This is a genomic window from Planococcus alkaliphilus (assembly GCF_057031095.1).
Window position 1 is genome coordinate 257,068 of the sequence record NZ_CM168060.1, and the last position, 17,383, is coordinate 274,450.

Annotated in this window: 19 protein-coding genes; 14 read left to right on the plus strand and 5 right to left on the minus strand. The window is 46.2% G+C overall.

Annotation, left to right across the window (positions count from 1 at the left end):
• Positions 1-8: 8 nt before the first annotated feature.
• Together AC2EXB_RS01410 and AC2EXB_RS01415 are read left to right on the plus strand one after the other, a co-directional pair.
• Positions 9-1,277 carry an ABC transporter permease gene (locus tag AC2EXB_RS01410; protein ID WP_483603157.1) on the plus strand — a complete coding sequence of 423 codons (1,269 nt, stop codon included), beginning with the start codon at positions 9-11 and terminating at the stop codon, positions 1,275-1,277.
• A 2-nt stretch (positions 1,278-1,279) separates the two neighbouring features.
• Positions 1,280-2,383, plus strand: coding sequence for an ABC transporter permease (locus tag AC2EXB_RS01415; RefSeq protein WP_483603159.1), 1,104 nt, complete (start codon positions 1,280-1,282; stop codon positions 2,381-2,383).
• Positions 2,384-2,462: 79 nt separating this feature from the next.
• Here the strand turns inward: AC2EXB_RS01415 and AC2EXB_RS01420 are convergent, their stop codons facing one another.
• On the minus strand, positions 2,463-3,308 hold the full coding sequence (locus tag AC2EXB_RS01420) for a transporter substrate-binding domain-containing protein (RefSeq protein WP_251478022.1): 846 nt from the start codon (positions 3,306-3,308) through the stop codon (positions 2,463-2,465).
• Positions 3,309-3,468: 160 nt separating this feature from the next.
• Here AC2EXB_RS01420 and AC2EXB_RS01425 point away from each other — a divergent pair, with 160 nt between their 5' ends.
• Genes AC2EXB_RS01425 through AC2EXB_RS01435 form a run of 3 tightly spaced genes read left to right on the plus strand, consistent with a single transcriptional unit; the run spans position 3,469 to position 6,622 of the window.
• Positions 3,469-4,089, plus strand: a complete 621-nt coding sequence (locus tag AC2EXB_RS01425) for a TetR/AcrR family transcriptional regulator (protein ID WP_483603161.1) — start codon at positions 3,469-3,471, stop codon at positions 4,087-4,089.
• A gap of 12 nt (positions 4,090-4,101) precedes the next feature.
• Positions 4,102-5,025, plus strand: a complete 924-nt coding sequence (locus AC2EXB_RS01430; protein ID WP_483603163.1) for an ABC transporter ATP-binding protein — start codon at positions 4,102-4,104, stop codon at positions 5,023-5,025.
• Positions 5,018-6,622 carry an ABC transporter permease gene (locus tag AC2EXB_RS01435; RefSeq protein ID WP_483603165.1) on the plus strand — a complete coding sequence of 535 codons (1,605 nt, stop codon included), beginning with the start codon at positions 5,018-5,020 and terminating at the stop codon, positions 6,620-6,622. The genes AC2EXB_RS01430 and AC2EXB_RS01435 overlap by 8 nt, the downstream gene beginning before the upstream one ends.
• 179 nt (positions 6,623-6,801) lie before the next feature.
• On the opposite strand, the gene AC2EXB_RS01440 is transcribed toward AC2EXB_RS01435, so the two are convergent.
• Positions 6,802-7,491: an LrgB family protein gene (locus tag AC2EXB_RS01440; RefSeq protein ID WP_246809580.1), complete on the minus strand. Its 690-nt coding sequence runs from the start codon at positions 7,489-7,491 to the stop codon at positions 6,802-6,804.
• A 2-nt stretch (positions 7,492-7,493) separates the two neighbouring features.
• On the minus strand, positions 7,494-7,865 hold the full coding sequence (locus AC2EXB_RS01445) for a CidA/LrgA family protein (RefSeq protein ID WP_483603167.1): 372 nt from the start codon (positions 7,863-7,865) through the stop codon (positions 7,494-7,496).
• Between the two features lie 247 nt (positions 7,866-8,112).
• Between AC2EXB_RS01445 and AC2EXB_RS01450 the strand changes: the two genes are divergently transcribed.
• The 4 genes from AC2EXB_RS01450 (at position 8,113) to brnQ (ending at position 12,113) form a co-directional block, all read left to right on the plus strand.
• Positions 8,113-8,700 carry a LysE family translocator gene (locus tag AC2EXB_RS01450; RefSeq protein WP_483604704.1) on the plus strand — a complete coding sequence of 196 codons (588 nt, stop codon included), beginning with the start codon at positions 8,113-8,115 and terminating at the stop codon, positions 8,698-8,700.
• Positions 8,701-8,757: 57 nt separating this feature from the next.
• Positions 8,758-9,456: an AIM24 family protein gene (locus AC2EXB_RS01455; RefSeq protein WP_483603169.1), complete on the plus strand. Its 699-nt coding sequence runs from the start codon at positions 8,758-8,760 to the stop codon at positions 9,454-9,456.
• An 18-nt stretch (positions 9,457-9,474) separates the two neighbouring features.
• Entirely contained in the window at positions 9,475-10,458 is a 984-nt protein-coding gene (locus AC2EXB_RS01460; protein ID WP_483603171.1) for a DUF2971 domain-containing protein, read from the plus strand.
• Between the two features lie 275 nt (positions 10,459-10,733).
• On the plus strand, positions 10,734-12,113 hold the full coding sequence (gene brnQ / locus AC2EXB_RS01465; RefSeq protein WP_483603173.1) for a branched-chain amino acid transport system II carrier protein: 1,380 nt from the start codon (positions 10,734-10,736) through the stop codon (positions 12,111-12,113).
• Positions 12,114-12,173: 60 nt separating this feature from the next.
• On the opposite strand, the gene AC2EXB_RS01470 is transcribed toward brnQ, so the two are convergent.
• A complete protein-coding gene (locus tag AC2EXB_RS01470; RefSeq protein ID WP_235197918.1) occupies positions 12,174-12,824 on the minus strand; it encodes a GntR family transcriptional regulator in 651 nt (216 codons plus the stop codon).
• A gap of 181 nt (positions 12,825-13,005) precedes the next feature.
• Here AC2EXB_RS01470 and AC2EXB_RS01475 point away from each other — a divergent pair, with 181 nt between their 5' ends.
• Positions 13,006-13,383 carry a SpoIIAA family protein gene (locus AC2EXB_RS01475; RefSeq protein WP_483603175.1) on the plus strand — a complete coding sequence of 126 codons (378 nt, stop codon included), beginning with the start codon at positions 13,006-13,008 and terminating at the stop codon, positions 13,381-13,383.
• Between the two features lie 18 nt (positions 13,384-13,401).
• Here the strand turns inward: AC2EXB_RS01475 and AC2EXB_RS01480 are convergent, their stop codons facing one another.
• Positions 13,402-13,605, minus strand: coding sequence for a hypothetical protein (locus tag AC2EXB_RS01480; protein WP_483603177.1), 204 nt, complete (start codon positions 13,603-13,605; stop codon positions 13,402-13,404).
• A gap of 136 nt (positions 13,606-13,741) precedes the next feature.
• Between AC2EXB_RS01480 and AC2EXB_RS01485 the strand changes: the two genes are divergently transcribed.
• The 4 genes from AC2EXB_RS01485 (at position 13,742) to AC2EXB_RS01500 (ending at position 17,338) form a co-directional block, all read left to right on the plus strand.
• A complete protein-coding gene (locus AC2EXB_RS01485) occupies positions 13,742-14,935 on the plus strand; it encodes a class I SAM-dependent rRNA methyltransferase (RefSeq protein WP_483603179.1) in 1,194 nt (397 codons plus the stop codon).
• A gap of 123 nt (positions 14,936-15,058) precedes the next feature.
• Positions 15,059-15,376: a DUF3817 domain-containing protein gene (locus tag AC2EXB_RS01490; RefSeq protein ID WP_251477983.1), complete on the plus strand. Its 318-nt coding sequence runs from the start codon at positions 15,059-15,061 to the stop codon at positions 15,374-15,376.
• 165 nt (positions 15,377-15,541) lie between these two features.
• Positions 15,542-16,753, plus strand: a complete 1,212-nt coding sequence (locus tag AC2EXB_RS01495; RefSeq protein WP_483603181.1) for an MFS transporter — start codon at positions 15,542-15,544, stop codon at positions 16,751-16,753.
• 24 nt (positions 16,754-16,777) lie between these two features.
• The gene (locus AC2EXB_RS01500; protein ID WP_251477977.1) at positions 16,778-17,338 is read left to right on the plus strand and encodes a GNAT family N-acetyltransferase; all 561 of its coding nucleotides are present in this window, start codon (positions 16,778-16,780) and stop codon (positions 17,336-17,338) included.
• Positions 17,339-17,383 lie beyond the last annotated feature (45 nt).

The window sequence follows — 17,383 nt, forward strand, 5'->3', positions numbered from 1 at the left end:
GCGGTCCCATGTTTACATTTTTGAAAAAAGACCTGCTTGTTTTATTTCGCGACCGGACTGAGCTGATCATTCTCTTGGCAATGCCGTTCATTTTGATTGCGATTCTGGGCTTTGCATTAAGCGGGCTTCTTAGTGGGAATTCGGAAGTCCTGTCGATGGAAGTCGCGCTTGTCCAGGAAGACGACGAGCAGCAAGGGCTCAGCCGCTTTAAAGAGGCATTAGGGAATTCGGAACTGCCAGCTGAAGCGCAAAACGGCATGACGGCGGCGGCAGAAGAAATGAGCCCTTCAGCTCTGCTGCAGGAAGTGTTGAAAGATGAGAGTTTGAGCAGTTTAGTGACGGCGAGGGAAATGGATGCAGCCGCCGCCAAACGTGCACTCGAAGATGAGGAGATCGTAGCCATTCTCACACTCCCTGAAAACTTCACGTTCGATGCTTTGCAAAAAATGATGTTGGGTGCAGGCAACGGGAGTGAACTTCATTTGATGGTTTCCGATTATGCAGAAACACAGTCTGGAGTGTTCCAGAATATTTTGGACGAATTTGTCTGGTCGCTGAATTTTGAAAGTGCGATTGCGCAAGCAGCAAACGGAGAGCGTGCAGCTAGTGAAACCCCATCCGAAATCGGAGGGGTGGAAAGCGTCTCTGCTGTCGCGCCAATCAGTTCTTTCCAATACTATACGATTGGCATGGCGGTTATGTTTGCGCTTTTTGTGGGCGGTTCCATCGCCGGCATTGCTTTTGTGGAAAAACAGCAATTCGTCTTTAACCGAATTTTGCTGTCAGACCGCCATCCCTTCGCTTATCTTGGAGGAAAAGCCATTTCTGCAACATTGGTCACTTTTTTCCAGTTCTGTATTTTGTTTTTCTTTTCATCGTTGATTTTTCAAGCCTTCGATTTGACGGATCTGTCGTTCTGGCCAGGCATGCTGTTGATCGCTTTCTGTTTAGCGCTATGTGTGGGAGCGATTGCGGCATTTCTAACGGCTTTACTGATGCGGTTCAATAATGACACCATCGCTACGGTATTTTCAGGCGGCATTGTCACGATTTTCGCCTTTTTAGGAGGAAGCTTTACACCAACTGAAGGCTTGCCTGTTTTCATCCGGCAATTGGGCAGCTGGACGCCAAATGGTGCTTCTTTGAATGCTTTTCTGTTATGGGTGCAAAACTTGGATATTGGCCTGCTTTGGGAACCGCTTAGCCGGGTTCTATTGGCAACGGTCATCCTGCTCGTTTTAAGCTTTCTGTTATTTCCAAGAAAAGGGGAGGCGTAAGCATGAAATCAGTATTTCTATTGCAATGGCAAAGATTTCGCCGGGCCCCTATCATGGTCTTGTCCTTCTTGGTCATGACCATTGTCTTTGTAGCAGCACTGGCCGGCAATAATCCAGCGGAAAGGCCGGCTATTCTTGCTTATGCTGATGAATCATTTCCTGTAGCAGAAGCCGAAGAATGGGTGGTTTCGTTAAATAAATCGGAAGAATTTAAGTTTGAATTGATGAATGAAAATGAGGTGCGTGAAGCGGTTTCCGCAGGGGATGCCCCGTTTGCTTTGCGCCTCATGGATGACGATTACCGGATTGTGCTGGCGGCAGACGATATGGGACGCTTTGTCCTGGAAGCATTTTTGGATCGGAAATACCGCGAGGAAATACGATTTCAGCAAATCGAACAGCAAACAGCCGGAGGCGATATCCGGACAGAAGTGGCAGCTGGTTTGGAAGAACCCGCACTCCAAATAACGACTTCCACTTTGGACGGCAAAGCGGAATTCCAGTACGACAACCAATTGCAGCTGCTGTTTGGGATGACGCTGTTCTTCTCGGTTTATACCATCATGTTCAGTTTGATGAAAATTGTAGAAGAAAAAAAGATGGGCACCTGGAATCGTTTAATCTTATCGCCGGTCGGGAAATGGGAGATCTATCTTGGCCATCTGGCGTATAGCTTTACCATTGGGTATGTGCAGATTTCCTTGATTTTCATTTTATTCAAGTATGCGTTCGGATTTGATGTGGGTGACCGTTTCGGTGCCATCTTGCTGATCATCGCTTGCTATACGTTCGCTATCGTCGCACTCAGCATGCTGGTGATGAGCCTTGTCAGCCGGCCGCAGCAGCTTCAAGCGATCGTTCCGATTATCGCAACAGGCATGGCCATGATCGGCGGCGCGTTTTGGCCGATTGAATTGGTCAGCAACAACATCTTATTAACGATTTCCAAAATCCTGCCGATCACTTACGGATTGGATGCACTGAAAGGCGTCGCCATCTATGACCGCACCTGGCAAGAACTGAGTGAACCGTTGTCGATTCTCTTGCTGTTCGGCGTTGTCTGCATGGGCATTGGGATCAATTTGATGGAACGTCGGAGTTCTTAATGGAGTAAGCTAAGTCGAGCTTAGACAATTCAATAAAAAACGGAAAAGAGGAACCGCTGCCCGCGGTTCCTCTTTGCTTTTATTCCTCGATTTCAACTTTCTGGGTAACATCTGCTCCGTTGAAGAATTCAGCGGAAATTTCCGCGATTGTGCCGTCTTCCAGCATTTCTTCAATAGCGCCATTGATGTTTTCAGCCAGTTCCTGATGATCTTTGTTCATTACCACGCCGACATCAGAAGGGCTGTATTTCAAGTTCGGATGAATCGTAATTTCCAGTTCCGGGAAAGCTGCGATCGCCAAAGTCTGCAGGTAATAATCGTTCAAAATGACGTCCGTGCGGCCGATTGCCACGTCGCGAAGGTAGACTTCGTTCGTAGCGTTGTCGTAGACAACTTCTTCCGCGCCGTATTCACGTGCTGTATCCATATAGACGGAAGTAGAGGCGCCGGCTGCTTTCTTGCCTTTTAAATCTTCCAAAGTTTCGATGCCTGACAAATCGTCTTTACGGACAATGGCTGTCCCGTATGAATATTTAAAAGGTGTTGAGAAAGTAAATTTCTCTTCACGGTCTTCCGTAATCTCAATGTCGTTAGAAGCAAGATCCACTTGCCCGGTCTGTACGGAAGTCAGCATTTCGTCAAACCCGAGTTCGGTGAATTCAATTTCAAGTTCCAAGCGTTCCCCCAGTTCCCGTACAACTTCCACCTCGAAGCCGGTCAATTTATCTGTACCTTCTTCGCGGTAAGAAGTGGGGAATAAGGTGCCGGATGTCGCCACATTCAACGTACCTTCTTCTTGAATTTCATCCCATGCTGTCGCTTCTTCTTTAACCGTTTCTTCTTCGTTGCCGCAAGCAGCCAATAATGACAAGGAAAGCGTTCCCGCTATCAATGCCAACCCTTTGTTCGTGAATAACCTCTTCATTTCAATCTCCCTTTCTTTTATAAATACGCTATTCAAAACATATCATTTAATTGCGCAAATCAAACCTGTTTAAAAATTCTTTTTATTTTGTTGACCACCTTGGTCGAAAGGTGTATTCTGGAGTCGACCAAGATGGTCTAAAGAGGGCGAGGAACGAAATGTGGAGAAATTCAATAGTTTAGATGCATTAAAACAGCAAGCTATCCTAGAAGCGGCATTAGAAGAGTTTGCAGAATATGGATACGATACAGCTTCCACTAATCGCATTGTCAAGAAGGCTGGAATCGGAAAAGGCATGTTGTTTTATTATTTTAATAGCAAGAAAGAATTGTTTCATCATTTGGTGAGTTATAGTTTTGATCTCGTTGTAAAAGAATATTTCAATTTGGTGGACCTGTCAGAAAGGGATTTTATCGAACGGTTTAAACAGGCGTCGAAAGTGAAGTTGAAAGCGCAGACGGAAAATAGGCATGTATTCAATTTTATCGGGATGGTGATGCTCGAAAAGGAGCTGGAGCTGCCGGAAGATCTGCAAAAGCAATTCAAAGAATTACAGCGCTTGGGCTATGCACTGCTTTATGAAGGAATTGACAAATCATTGTTCAAGCAAGAGATGGATGTTGAAAAGACCTTCAATTTAATCCGCTGGGCTATTGAGGGCTATCAAAATGAACTGCTGCGAAAGCTGGAAGGGCAGAAGATGGCAGCGATCGATTTTGATCCGTATTGGGAGGAGTTTTATGAATACCTGGATATTTTAAAACGCAGCTTTTATAAGTAAGGGGTGAAAGTGATGAGCGTATTAAAGACTAGCGGACTGACAAAAAAATTCGGTGATTTCGCGGCGTTAGATGGCGTGGATATTGAAGTGGCCGAAGGCGAAGTGTACGGCTTTATCGGTCCGAACGGCGCTGGTAAATCAACGGCGATCCGGGTGCTGTTGGGGATTTTGAAAGCGAGTTCCGGCAAAGCGGAAATCTTCGGGATGGATGCTTGGAAAGAATCGGTGAACATCCATAAAAGAGTGGCTTATGTACCGGGGGATGTGAATTTATGGCCGAATTTGACGGGCGGTGAAGTAATCGACCTGTTCATGAAGCTGAATGGAAACGGTGATAAGGGCAGAAGAGACGAATTGATCCGTCGATTCGATTTGGATCCGACCAAAAAATGCCGGACCTATTCGAAAGGGAACCGGCAGAAAGTCGCACTGGTTGCCGCTTTTTCGTCAAACGCAGATTTGTATATTCTGGATGAACCGACTTCAGGCTTGGATCCGTTGATGGAGCGCATCTTCCAAGAATGTGTCATGGAAGCGAAAGCACAAGGGAAAAGCATTTTATTGTCGAGCCACATCTTATCGGAAGTGGAGAAGTTATGCGATAAAGTGGCGATCATCCGGCAAGGGAAAATTATCGAGACCGGCAGCTTGCAGGATCTCCGGCATTTGACAGGGACGGTCATGCTTGTCGAAACGCAGCGGCCGATGCCTTTATTGCATGAAGTCAAAGGGGTTCGAGGTATAAAGGAACAAGGGGATGCCCTTTCTTTCCAAGTGGATGCGGAAGAATTGGACCGTGTGATCCGCTATGTCAGCGAATTTGGCATCGTCCGGATGGAAAGCGCTCCGCCAACTTTGGAAGAATTGTTCATGCGCCATTACGAAGAAAGCCTCGAAGTGGACCGGAAAGCGGAGGAGGCGGGACACCGTGGCTAATCACCTTTTTGACGGAACCGATGAGCTGATTCGGTTAATCGTGCGGCGCGATCGCATCCGGATTGCAGCTTGGCTCCTAGGCTTTGCGCTGATGACACTGGCCACCGCCGCCGCTTTTACCGATTTGTATCAAAATGCGGAAGAACGGCAAGCGCTCGCGGAAACGATGAAGAACCCGGCGATGACCGCGATGGTAGGACCAGGATTCGGTCTGGCGAACTACACGAACGGAGCCATGATGGCGCATCAAATGCTCTTGATGACCGCCGTCGTTGTCGGATTGATGAGCGTGTTGCTGGTGACGCGGAATACCCGTGCAGAGGAAGAAGACGGGCGAACAGAAATGATCCGTTCGCTTCCGGTTGGCCGGTTGTCCGGATTGCAGTCGACTTTATGGGTCATGCTGGCAGTCAATGTCCTGCTCACTTTAATTATCGGTTTCGGTTTGTATGCGCTCGGAATTGAAGGCATGGATTTGGAAGGCTCTCTTTTATACGGGGCAGCTTTAGGCTCAACAGGTTTTGTGTTCGCCGCTATTACGGCCGTATTTGCCCAGTTGTCTCAAAGTTCGCGGGGAACGCTTGGCTGGTCAGTAGCTGTATTGGTGCTCGCGTATTTGATCCGAGGGATTGGAGATGTCGGCAACGAAGTCTTGTCCTGGTTCTCGCCGCTTGGCTGGGCAGTCCGCTCGGAAGTCTATGTCAATAACTACTGGTGGCCGGTTTTATTGACCATTGGTGTGGCTTTGGCAATTTCAGGGCTCGCCCTTTACTTGAATTCGATCCGTGATTTGGGTTCAGGATTCTTTACGGCAAGAACGGGCCGGACCCACGCATCCCCTGCAATGTTGAGCCCTTTCGGTTTGGCGTTCCGTATGCAGCGCACCGGCATCATCGCTTGGGCGATCGGCATGTTCGTGCTCGGAGCCTCTTACGGTTCGGTGCTTGGAGACTTAGAAGCCTTTTTCGCCGATGTGGATTTGATGCAGGAGCTACTGATCGTCCAGGAAGGCTTTACTCTAGTGGAACAATTTTTGCCGATTTTGATGTCCGTGCTCGCGATTATCGCTGCCATTCCGTCTCTCCTGGCCTTTTTGAAATTAAAGAGTGAAGAAAAAAATGGCCGTATCGAACATATCCTCGGAAGAGCGGTATCGAGAACCCGTTTGATGGGGAGTTATTTGGTGCTCGCTTTTCTTATCAGCATTGTGATGACTTCCATGGCGGGTCTCGGAATGGGGATCGTCGGCAATTCGTTGATGGACGAGACACTGCCGCTTTCCACTTTCTATTATGCAGCCATCGTCTATTTGCCTGCTATTTGGGCAATGATTGGCTTGTCGGCCTTGTTAATGGGGTGGTTCAAATCGTTGACCGGTTTTGTCTGGCTTTATTTGGCGTTTTCCTTTGTGGTGGTTTACATGGGCAGCCTGTTTCAATTTCCGGAATGGGTGATGAAAATCTCACCATTCGGCCACATCCCCGGATGGCCGATCGAATCGATGGATTTCGGAACAGCCGCTATGCTGACGGGAATTGCAGTCCTATTGGCGATTGCCGGCGTTATCGGCTACAACAAAAGAGATATCGGATTGTAAGCCAGCTGACGGAAAATGAAATCATTCATTTTCCGTCAGTTTTTACGTTGGATCTTTGTGAACGCGCGCAAATCTTTCTGAACGCGCGCATTTTCAAACCAACGCGCGTATTTAGAGCTGAACACGCGCATTTCGAAATAAACGCGCGCAATTTCGCCAAAACAAAAAGCTGTTCTTCGCTAAAAGAACAGCCAAACGATAGCGGGGCCGAGAAACGAGCCAATCACTGCGCTTAATGTCATTGCAACAGAGCTCATGGAAGCTTCGTCTGGTCCATATTCAAATGCTTTGGATGTGCCAAGGCCGTGCGCTGAGGAGCCGAGGCCGATGCCGCGCCCGATTGGCGAATCGATGCGCAGCACTTTCAACAGCCAAGGACCGGCTAAGATGCCGGTGAATCCGGCCACCATAACGAACACGGCTGCAAGCGAAGGAATGCCGCCAAAGCCTTCAGCCAACTGCATGGCGACAGGAGTCGTGATGGATTTTGGCAAGATGGTCAGCACCACTTCTTCGGAAAAATGAAAAGCCCGGGCAAGCAGCATGCCGCTGAACATGCCGACGACTGTACCGCCTGAAACGCCGATGACAATCGGCAGTAGACTTTGTAACAGCAAATCGCGCTGCTTGTATAGCGGAACCGCCAAAGCGACAACCGCGGGCCCAAGCAGTGAGCCGATCCACTGGCCGCCGAGCATGTAGCGGTCATAAGGGATGTCGAAAACAAGCAAAATGGCGATTAATGCCACCGTCGTCGTTAACACCGGCGTCAGGACCGTCCACCGGTATTTGACGTACAAACTGTTTAACACGAGGTAAAGAATAATGGTCAAACCCGCAAACAGCATAGACAAAAGAAAAATAGCCATCGTCACTCCACCTCTCTTTCGCGAGGGGACTGTGCGGTCCGCTGGCTAAGATAGCCGGAGACGGCCATGGTCAAAAGCGTACTGAATACGCCAATCGCAATGAGCCAAATGCCTTTTCCTGTAAAGACATCTCCGTAGTTCATGACGCCGACCGTGGCGGGAATGAAATACAGAGACAAGAACATGAGCAGGAACTGGGCCCCTGATTCAATCCAGCGAAGCGGATAAATTTTCAAAGCCAAAGCGGCGAACAACAGCAAGAAGCCGATAACGCTGCCAGGCAGCGGCAAATTTAAAAATTCGCTCATCCATTCGCCGGCCAGATAAAACCCGTACAAGACGAGAAATTGAATAAAAATAACAAGAAATTTCATAAGCGATCGCGCCTTCCAATTAAATTGCGAAATGGAGCGGTTAAGCTTCATAGTAAATAATTCTACATCATTTCGAATGAAAAGCGAGAAGCTGCGGCTTAAGAAAGAAATTTCAGCCACTTTGAGGCGCGGCGATGTTTAGTTTTGGCGGCAAGGGTTAAAGGGGAACAAAATGCCAAGAGAGCGATGGAGGTTCGATGATGGCTAAAGATTTGCTGGAATTATAGTTCTCGGATTCTCACTTTCGATTCCGGTCGGGGCAATTACGATTGAAATCGTGAAAAGAGGGATGCGTGGAGGGTTTCTATCTGCCTGGTTTGTAGGGGTTGGCGGAATGGCAGCAGATATTCTGCTGATGCTTTTGATTTATTTTGGCATAGCTGCTTTTTTGACGACGGCTGCTGCACAAACCATCATGTGGGGCATCGGCTTTATCGTCCTGGTCTATTTAGGGGCCGACAGCATTCGTGCAGCATACCAGCCGCTCCGCTTGGATCAAGGAAAGAAACAGCAGAAGGATTCGTATCTGTCCTGTTTTTTCTCCGGTTTCGCCATTGCGATTTCAAATCCCTTAAACATTCTCTTCTGGGTGGGCATATACGGATCCGTTTTGTCCTCAACGCTTCAAAATCACAGTGGAGGAGCCGTTCTTTTCTACAGCAGCGCCATTTTCGTCGGCATCGCAATCTGGGATTTGATCATTGCGTCTTCAGTCCGTTTCGGCAAGGAATTTGTTGGCCGAAGGTTCATGAAAATCTTTTCTATCGCTGCCGGAATCGTCCTCATCGGATTCGGTCTGTCTTTCGGTTGGCAAGCTCTTCAGAACATAATTTGAAACTTAAAAGCCGCCAATCCGTAAATGGAGACAAGTGAATTGAAGGGGGAAATGATGATGGAGAACTACACGATTGAGGAATTTATTCGCAAGACCCAGCAAGATGAACAGGAAAATGATTATTTTGAGCTGGAGACAGAGCGGATTTTGGAAGTGAATTTGACCGATACGGTATGGGCCAAAGCCGGCTCCATGATTTCCTATACCGGCCAGATCAAATTCGAGCGGGAGCGCATGCTGGAGCATGGCGTCAGCAAGATGTTCAAAAAGGCATTGACCGGCGAAGGCACTTCGTTGATGAAAGCGACGGGGCAAGGCCGCCTCTACCTTGCAGATCAAGGAAAGAAAATAACCATTTTCGAATTAAACAACGAATCCATCACTGTCAACGGCAATGACCTTTTGGCTTTTGAACCGAGCATCGATTGGGAGATCAAGCTCATGAGAAAAGTCGCAGGCATGATGGCTGGCGGATTATTTAATGTCCAGTTAAGCGGGAAAGGTCGGGTGGCAATTACTTCCCATTACGAACCGTTGACGCTTCTTGTCCGTCCGGGTGAGCCGGTCATTACGGATCCGAATGCCACTGTCGCCTGGTCAGGGAATTTGACGCCTGAATTTCGGACGGATGTCAGCTTCCGCACTCTTATCGGCCGGGGAAGCGGAGAATCGATTCAAATGGAATTTAAAGGAGAGGGCTTTGTGATCGTTCAGCCGTTCGAAGAAGTTTACAGTGCCGGACCTACAAGTTCATGATTTCAGTTAATCTGCATAATGCCGTTTCAAGCAATTGGAATCGGGAATAGTGGGACCATCAAGTTCATGGAAAGGGGCGGTGTCATTGCCGCACAGCTGAAATTGGAGGATGAACTGGAATGGCAATTCCAGAACGAACTCGACAAGCAGTTCCGGAAAACTTATGAATCGGGTCAGACTCTCTACCATTACACGAGTCTCCAAAGTTTGATGGGCATGATGGAAACCGATAATTTGTGGATGAGCAAAGGAAACTTTCTTAATGATTCAAGTGAATTGATTTATTTCGCGAATGTCTTGAAAACGGTCATCGCCAAAATGCAGAGGCAGAAGGAAGCCGAATTATGGAAGTTGTTTGTGGATGAATTGGAAGCGGCGATGGAACATTTCTTGGAGCAAATAGAAGAAAGCGGATTTGAAGTCTACATTTTTTCCATGTCCCATACGCAGGACTCTTTAGCTCTTTGGTATAACTACGCAAAAGGCGAAGGCTATAACCTGGGGGTTTATGCAGAAGATCTTTTGGGGAAGTTGACGGGCTTGCAGGAAGGGCGCCGGGCAATTCATGGATTTGTGGAGTATGGCCGCAAGGAACAGGAATTGCTGTTGATGAATTTTCTGATAGGGACTTTCAAAGTGGCGAAGAACCACGATATCCAGAAAGTTAAGGCGGCTCTGCCGGAGCATTTTTTTACAATCATTTCTAGCTTCGCGATTTTTTTCAAATATCCTGCTTTTAAAAGTGAGGAAGAATACCGAATCGCTTTGATGGATAAAAGCGGTGAATTGCAGCCGGCAGTGCGTTTCAGAGCACAAAATAGCGTCATTATTCCATACATTGCCCTGGATTTTAACAGCCAGCTCCCCCTCAGCCACATAACTATTGGGCCTAAGAATAATATTGATATTGCCAAAAGAGGCATGGAGCATTATTTGAAAAGCAAAGGATATGACATCGAACAACTCACAATCAGCAAATCGGTAGCGGCCCTTCGCTACTGAAAGTTAGCGAAACGGCTTCGCAATTGGCGAAGCCGTTTTTATTTTGACCCGACATTATTTTAAGAAAATAGTCTTTAATACCTGAAAATATTAAATTGACAGATTTTTTAAAAAATCTTCATAAAATTCCTTGCATTTTGGCTTAAATATTGTATTATTGTTTTAAGCGATATATTGCATACGGTATTTGGAGTCGCGAAGTATTATTTTGAAATCATTAAATGTTGAAATACAGCCTTTTAGGCCGACGTTTCAGTCATCAAGGAGGAAAAAGGATGGACCGTAAATTATCATTTGGCCAATATTCAATCGTAGGTATGATGTTGTTTGCTTTATTTTTTGGAGCAGGAAATCTAATCTTTCCAGCACAGCTTGGCCAATATGCAGGATCAGAAGTATGGATTGCCATTGCAGGGTTCTTGATTACAGGAGTGGGTTTGCCGCTTCTTGGGATTTTGGCAATCGGTTATTCGAAAAGCAGCGACTTGCAGGATCTTTCAAGCCGCGTACATCCTGTTTTCGGGCTCGTTTTCACGGCATTATTGTATCTGACCATCGGACCGTTCTTCGCTTTGCCGAGAACCGGAGCCGTTTCGTATGAAGTAGGGATTGCACCATTTATCGGAGAAGGCAATATGGCAATCGGCTTGATCGTCTTTTCGGTCATCTTTTTCGGCATTTCGCTTTGGCTTTCATTGAATCCATCGAAAATGGTCGATAACATCGGGAAATACTTATCTCCTGGTATTTTGATCACACTTGCAGCTCTTTTGATCATGTCTATTGTGCGTCCGATGGGTTCACCTGAAGCTCCTCAAGAAGCTTATGCAAGCGGCGCTTTTTTGAAAGGCTTTACGGAAGGCTATAACACAATGGACGCTTTGGCATCCTTAGTATTCGGGATTATTGTTATTGCCACTGTGCGCAAGCTTGGCGTGAATTCGCCAAAAGGCATTTTAAAAGCAACTCTGAAAAGTGGTGCAGTCGCTTCCGCTCTTCTAGCTATCGTCTATACGGGAATTGCCTATTTAGGTGCAACGAGCACCAACACGTTAGGCCTTATGGATACAGGCGGCCCTGTACTAAGCGGCGCTTCTGCCCATTATTTCGGGACATTCGGTGCGTCTTTACTGGCCATCATCATTACGCTGGCATGTTTGACAACGGCGATCGGGTTGACAGTAGCGAATGCGGAATACTTCCATAAATTGACGCCGAAAATCAGCTATAAAACCTATGTCGTCATTTTCTCGGTCTTCTCATTGATTGTAACCAATGCGGGACTTGCGAATATCATCACGTATTCGATTCCGGTATTGATGTTCTTGTACCCACTTGCGATAGTCCTGATCATATTGGCATTCTTGTCGCCTTTGTTCAAACATGACCGTCTTGTCTATGTATCAGCGATTACGGTGACGTTTTTCATCGCTATCATTGACGGCTTCAAGACGTTGACGAGTTCACTTGAAATAGCGAATCCGGGCTGGCTGCAAGCTATCATCGATTTCTATGCTTCCTCGTTGCCGCTTTATGCGGATGGACTGGGCTGGCTGCTGCCGGCGCTCATCGTCATTGCAGTTACGGGAATCATTGCCCGCAGCAAAAAAGGCGTCAATGTCCAAGGTGTACAGAACGAAGCTTACAATAAATAAAAATAGAAAAAGCTGCCACAGAAGCGAATCTGCTTCTGTTGCAGCTTTTTTCTTTGAGAATCAATGGGTCAATTCGTCTGTGGTACGGATCCAATTCGATTTCATGAGTTGAGCGGCCTTTTCGCCGTCTTTCTTTTTCAATGCGTCAATGATCTGCACGTGTTCATCATGTGAATGCATCGTCAATATCAATGAATGATGGAAAAACTGTCTTCTAACATGGGCTTGCAAGCGATTAAGTATGGTCGTGATATACGTATTATTTGCTGCATCCACCATATATTGATGAAACTCTTCGTCAATTCGAAGCGATGAGGAATGGTCTCCGGATTTGATGGCTTTTGCGAAACGGTGGTTCGTCTCTTCCAATAGTTCGATCAGCTCATCGTCTAAATTCGGAATGGCGAGTTCAGCCGCTAAAGCCTGTAATGCTGCAAGCGGCGGCAATAATTCTTTAATATCTTCCTTGTCGACTTTGGTAACGCGTGTCGCTTTTCCTGGGAACATTTCAACGAAGCCTTGTGTTTCCAAAAGTTGAAGGGCTTCCCGTATCGGCGTTCTGCTTAAATTTAAGGCAGTTGCAAGTTCAGTGTCTGTCAATTTTTCTTCAGGCTGCAAAGTACCATCGATGATCCACTGCTGTAGTTGAAGATATGCGCTTTCTTTCGCAGTGACCCGAACAGGTTTTGCGTGGTTTACTGGAATCGGCATAAAGTACTCTCCCTTTCTGATGCATGAATTAAGTATAATTATACACTAGTTTGTAGAAAATGGATATATGCATTATGCAATATATTACTTGCTTGCTGCTTTTGGAATGATTTGCTGTTTTATTTTTATGGTGAAGGGAATAGATGGAATAACTAGCAATAAGAAGAGGAGTGTGGAAGCCTTGCTGACATTTACACCGAGCCAAGATACGAATACGGTAGCAGTGGAATTTGACGGGAAAGCCCGTTTAGAAGACGCATTGAAACTAGATAAAATTATCCAAGAGAAATTTTCGGAAAAAGGAAAGTTTAATATTTATGCGGTGATCGATGATTTAGACGATGCCACGATTCGAGGCATTATAGAAGGCATGAAGATGGATCTCAATCGCTGGAATCACTTTGAAAAACTTGCGGTTATCAGTGAAAAGAACTGGAGCAACTTAAAAGTGAAACTGGAAGAGTTGCTGTCGGATATCGATATCAAACATTTTAAAATGGAAGAAATGCACGAAGCCTGGGATTGGATCCAAAAAGCGGGAAAGCGCGATGCTCTGTAGCATCGCGCTTTTCTGCTTTTAGAATTCTTCTACATGGATCAACTCGGCTTTTACAATGTGATACATATTAAGCACGATGGATTTTCCTTGTTCGTTTTCCACTTGGATAAAACTGACGGCAACACCTGGGAAATTGTCTTCTAGCGACCCTTCAATGCGGATGCTTCTCAGCCACTCGCCGGTGGTCAAGAGAATATTATAGGTGTAGAATACTTTCTTCATGCAAATTCCTCCTTCAGGAAAGATGAATGAATCTGAATCCGGCAGAAGCGTTTCGTATGCGAAGGTATGAATGCGCCATGCTTTGTATTACACTTATTATAAAACAAATGGGCTTTGACAGATAGGATGAGAAATGATGAAACAGGAAATTACGGTAAAAGTGAATGATAAATTCAAAGCGAGCTATGCGGCAGGCTATCCGTTGATCGAAAAAGAGGCTTTAGCCGATACACAAATGTTAAAAGAAGAAGGAGCACTTCTCAGGTTGACAGATTCGCAAGGGCGCTTTTTAGCCCGCGGCTATTACGGCAAGCAAAATAAGGGGCTTGGATGGATCTGGACGCGCAATGAAGAAGAAAGCATCGACCAGGCTTTCATGGAACGCAAGTTGGCTAAATCTATTAACAGAAGGCAGCCCTATTTCGATGATCCGGCAACTACAGCTTTTCGCGTAGTGAACGGAGAAGGTGACGGCTTCGGAGGGTTAACAATCGATTATTACGGCGGCTATTACTTATTGAGCTGGTACAGTGAAGGAATTTACACGTTTAAAGAAGACATCATTGCGGCGCTTCAGAACGTAGTGGAATTCAAGGGGATCTACGAAAAGAAACGTTTTGACACGAAAGGCCAGTACATTGAAGACGATGATTTTGTAGCCGGAGAACGCGGCGAGTTCCCATTGATTGTTAAAGAAAATGGCATGAATTATGCCGTTTACTTAAATGACGGTGCAATGACCGGTATTTTCTTGGACCAGCGTGATGTGCGCCGAACAATCCGGGACACCTATGCAAAAGGAAAAACCGTCTTAAATACTTTCTCATACACCGGTGCTTTTTCGGTGGCTGCCGCATTAGGCGGTGCGGCAAAAACCACGAGCGTAGATTTGGCAAAACGCAGCTCGAGCAAAACCATCGAGCAGTTCAGTGTGAATGGAATTGACTACGAACAACAAGACATCCTCGTCATGGACGTTTTCAATTATTTTAAATACGCAAAGCGCAAAGAATTAAAATTTGATGTGGTCATCTTGGATCCACCGAGTTTTGCCCGTTCGAAAAAGTACACGTTCAGCACGTCAAAAGATTACACCAACTTGATGCGTGAAGCCATTGCCATCACAGAAAAGAACGGAATCATCGTTGCTTCTACCAATAGCGCTTCATTTGGCATGAAAAAATTTAAAGGCTTTATCGATAAGGCTTTTAAAGAAGAAGGAAAGAAATACAGCATTGTAGAAGAATTCACTTTGCCTGCAGATTTCCGCGTCCAAAAAGAGTTTAAAGAAGGCGACTATCTAAAGGTCTTGTTTATTAAGTTGAAATAGGCCTGAAACTATGGCGAAATCTTGAAGAGGTTCATGGAACATTTTCTAAATCAAGAGGCTGGCTCTTGTGCCAAGAAGCCTACTCTCCCTATAATGGTAAGCAGAGAAACAAGGGGGAGAACGATGAAAAATTCACTGAAAAACTTTCGGATCATGGGCTTGATCGAAGGAGGTTCCTTATTGATCCTTCTTTTCATTGCCATGCCATTGAAATATTTTGTTGATTTGCCGGAAGCGGTCAGCTTTGTTGGGCCGATCCACGGTGCGCTATTTACGTTATACATTCTCTTTATCGCTTATATGACGTTCATTGCCAGATGGCCGTTCCGTTTTTCAATCGGTGCATTCGCTGCTGCGTTTATCCCGTTCGGCAATATTGTTTTGGACAAACGGCTTGAAAATTGGAAGCAAAATCATTCAACAAAAAATAGTTTGGCTTAATCATCCGGCTGCGGAATAAATTCCGCAGCCGGATTTTTTTGCGCCGGAATCTGTCGATTGGTCCACAACTAGATTATAATAAAGGCACAAAGAAGACTTTGTTTTCGAATTCTTCTGACCCGTAAGAACGGGCTAGCATGCACATACATAATTGGAGGCGGGTTGATGGCAAAATCAATAAGTTCGTCCATGGCTGGAAATCCGGTTTATCCGGTCATGTTTGCAATTGGCGCCTGCCATTTGCTGAATGATTCATTGCAGGCAGTTATTCCCGCGATGTTTCCGATACTCGAGAAGGATTTAGGGCTGACTTTCACGCAACTGGGATTGATCGCATTCGCATTGAATATTGTCGCGTCCCTTCTGCAGCCGGTAATTGGATTTATAAGTGACAAGAAACCGATGCCGTTTGCGCTGCCGTTCGGCATGACCAGTTCGTTTCTCGGAATGGCGGGGCTCGCCTTTGCGCCGGAATATTGGATGATTCTCTTATCGGTCGTCTTTCTCGGCTTCGGTTCAGCCGTATTTCATCCGGAAGGATCGCGGGTGTCGTATATGGCAGCGGGAACAAAGCGCGGATTGTCCCAATCGATCTTCCAGGTCGGCGGAAATTCTGGACAGGCACTCGCTCCGTTGATCAGTGCCTTTATCCTCGTCCCGCTCGGGCAAAGAGGGGCCGCGCTATTTTTATTCGTAGCTGCCCTTGGGATTTTCATCCTATCGAGGATTTCGGTCTGGTATAAAGAAGAGCTGGCGCAGCAAAAGCTGCAAAAAGGGAAGAAAGTGCTCCTTTCTTCATTGCCGGAGCTGACGAAAAGACAAGTTGGTGCCGCGTTGTCGTTGTTGCTTATCATTATTTTTGCACGCTCATTCTACGTCACGAACATGACGAGCTTTTACATTTTTCATTTGATGGAAGCTTACGGATTGACCATTCAGACAGGGCAGCTCTACATTTTCCTGTTCTTGGCGGTTGGTGCAGCCGGAACATTTTTCGGCGGGCCGCTCGCAGACCGGATTGGCAGAAAAAACGTTATTGTGCTGTCGCTTTTGGTGCCGATTCCGCTAGCCCTTGCACTTCCGTATGTTCCGCTATTCGCGGTGCTGATGTTGCTCGCATTGATTGGGTTTTTCATCATGCTGAGCTTTTCCGTGACGGTCGTTTATGCGCAGGAGCTCGTCCCGAGCAAAATTGGAACAATGTCCGGGCTAACGGTCGGCTTGGCTTTTGGAATGGGGGCCATTGGGGGCGTGGTCATTGGAATCTTGATGGATTCCATCGGCGTTTACGAAACAATGGTCGTGGTGTCGTTCTTGCCGATCATCGGCTTAGTCGGTCTTGGTTTGCCGCGCGACCGGAAAATTACTGCTAGTTAATCAATCGAAAAGGGTGATGGAGTAATGGCTATAGCAATTCCTGAAATTCCAACGAAAATCGAAACAGAGCGTTTGGTGCTGCGGATGCCGAAACCGGGAGACGGGGCTGTTATCAATTCCGCGATTCGGGCATCCATTAATGAGTTGAAGCCGTGGCTTCCGTTTGCCCAAACAACGCCGACAGCTGAAGAAACCGAAATCAATATTTTAGAAGCGCATCTCTTGTTTATGAAAAAAGAAAATCTTCGTTACGTAATCTTCAGCAAAGAAACCGGTGAATTTATTGGAAGCACCGGATTTCATAGCATAGAATGGGATATTCCGAAAATGGAAATCGGCTATTGGATCAATACGGAAGCGAGTGGCTTCGGCTATATGTCAGAAGCCATTTCGGCATTGACGGATCTTGCGTTGAACGGCTTTGGTTGTAAGCGCTTGGAAATCAGATGCGATGCGGAAAATTACAAGAGCCGGGCCATTCCTGAAAAGTTAGGATTTGTATTGGAAGGTGTTTTGCATAATGATGAATTATCAGTGGATGGCAAAAACCTGACTGACACGTGCATTTATGCAAAATTTAGCTGAGCGAATAAAACAGAAGTTTGCTCAAAGGAAATGGAGCTTTTATCT

Bases quoted from the DNA above. Each gene is read 5' to 3' on its own strand.
- AC2EXB_RS01410 (WP_483603157.1), top strand. From the start codon at position 9: ATGTTTACATTTTTGAAAAAAGACCTGCTTGTTTTATTTCGCGACCGG.
- AC2EXB_RS01415 (WP_483603159.1), top strand. From the start codon at position 1,280: ATGAAATCAGTATTTCTATTGCAATGGCAAAGATTTCGCCGGGCCCCT.
- AC2EXB_RS01420 (WP_251478022.1), bottom strand. From the start codon at position 3,308: ATGAAGAGGTTATTCACGAACAAAGGGTTGGCATTGATAGCGGGAACG.
- AC2EXB_RS01430 (WP_483603163.1), top strand. From the start codon at position 4,102: ATGAGCGTATTAAAGACTAGCGGACTGACAAAAAAATTCGGTGATTTC.
- AC2EXB_RS01440 (WP_246809580.1), bottom strand. From the start codon at position 7,491: ATGGCTATTTTTCTTTTGTCTATGCTGTTTGCGGGTTTGACCATTATT.
- AC2EXB_RS01445 (WP_483603167.1), bottom strand. From the start codon at position 7,865: ATGAAATTTCTTGTTATTTTTATTCAATTTCTCGTCTTGTACGGGTTT.
- AC2EXB_RS01455 (WP_483603169.1), top strand. From the start codon at position 8,758: ATGGAGAACTACACGATTGAGGAATTTATTCGCAAGACCCAGCAAGAT.
- AC2EXB_RS01460 (WP_483603171.1), top strand. From the start codon at position 9,475: ATGCCGTTTCAAGCAATTGGAATCGGGAATAGTGGGACCATCAAGTTC.
- brnQ (WP_483603173.1), top strand. From the start codon at position 10,734: ATGGACCGTAAATTATCATTTGGCCAATATTCAATCGTAGGTATGATG.
- AC2EXB_RS01470 (WP_235197918.1), bottom strand. From the start codon at position 12,824: ATGCCGATTCCAGTAAACCACGCAAAACCTGTTCGGGTCACTGCGAAA.
- AC2EXB_RS01480 (WP_483603177.1), bottom strand. From the start codon at position 13,605: ATGAAGAAAGTATTCTACACCTATAATATTCTCTTGACCACCGGCGAG.
- AC2EXB_RS01485 (WP_483603179.1), top strand. From the start codon at position 13,742: ATGAAACAGGAAATTACGGTAAAAGTGAATGATAAATTCAAAGCGAGC.
- AC2EXB_RS01490 (WP_251477983.1), top strand. From the start codon at position 15,059: ATGAAAAATTCACTGAAAAACTTTCGGATCATGGGCTTGATCGAAGGA.
- AC2EXB_RS01495 (WP_483603181.1), top strand. From the start codon at position 15,542: ATGGCAAAATCAATAAGTTCGTCCATGGCTGGAAATCCGGTTTATCCG.
- AC2EXB_RS01500 (WP_251477977.1), top strand. From the start codon at position 16,778: ATGGCTATAGCAATTCCTGAAATTCCAACGAAAATCGAAACAGAGCGT.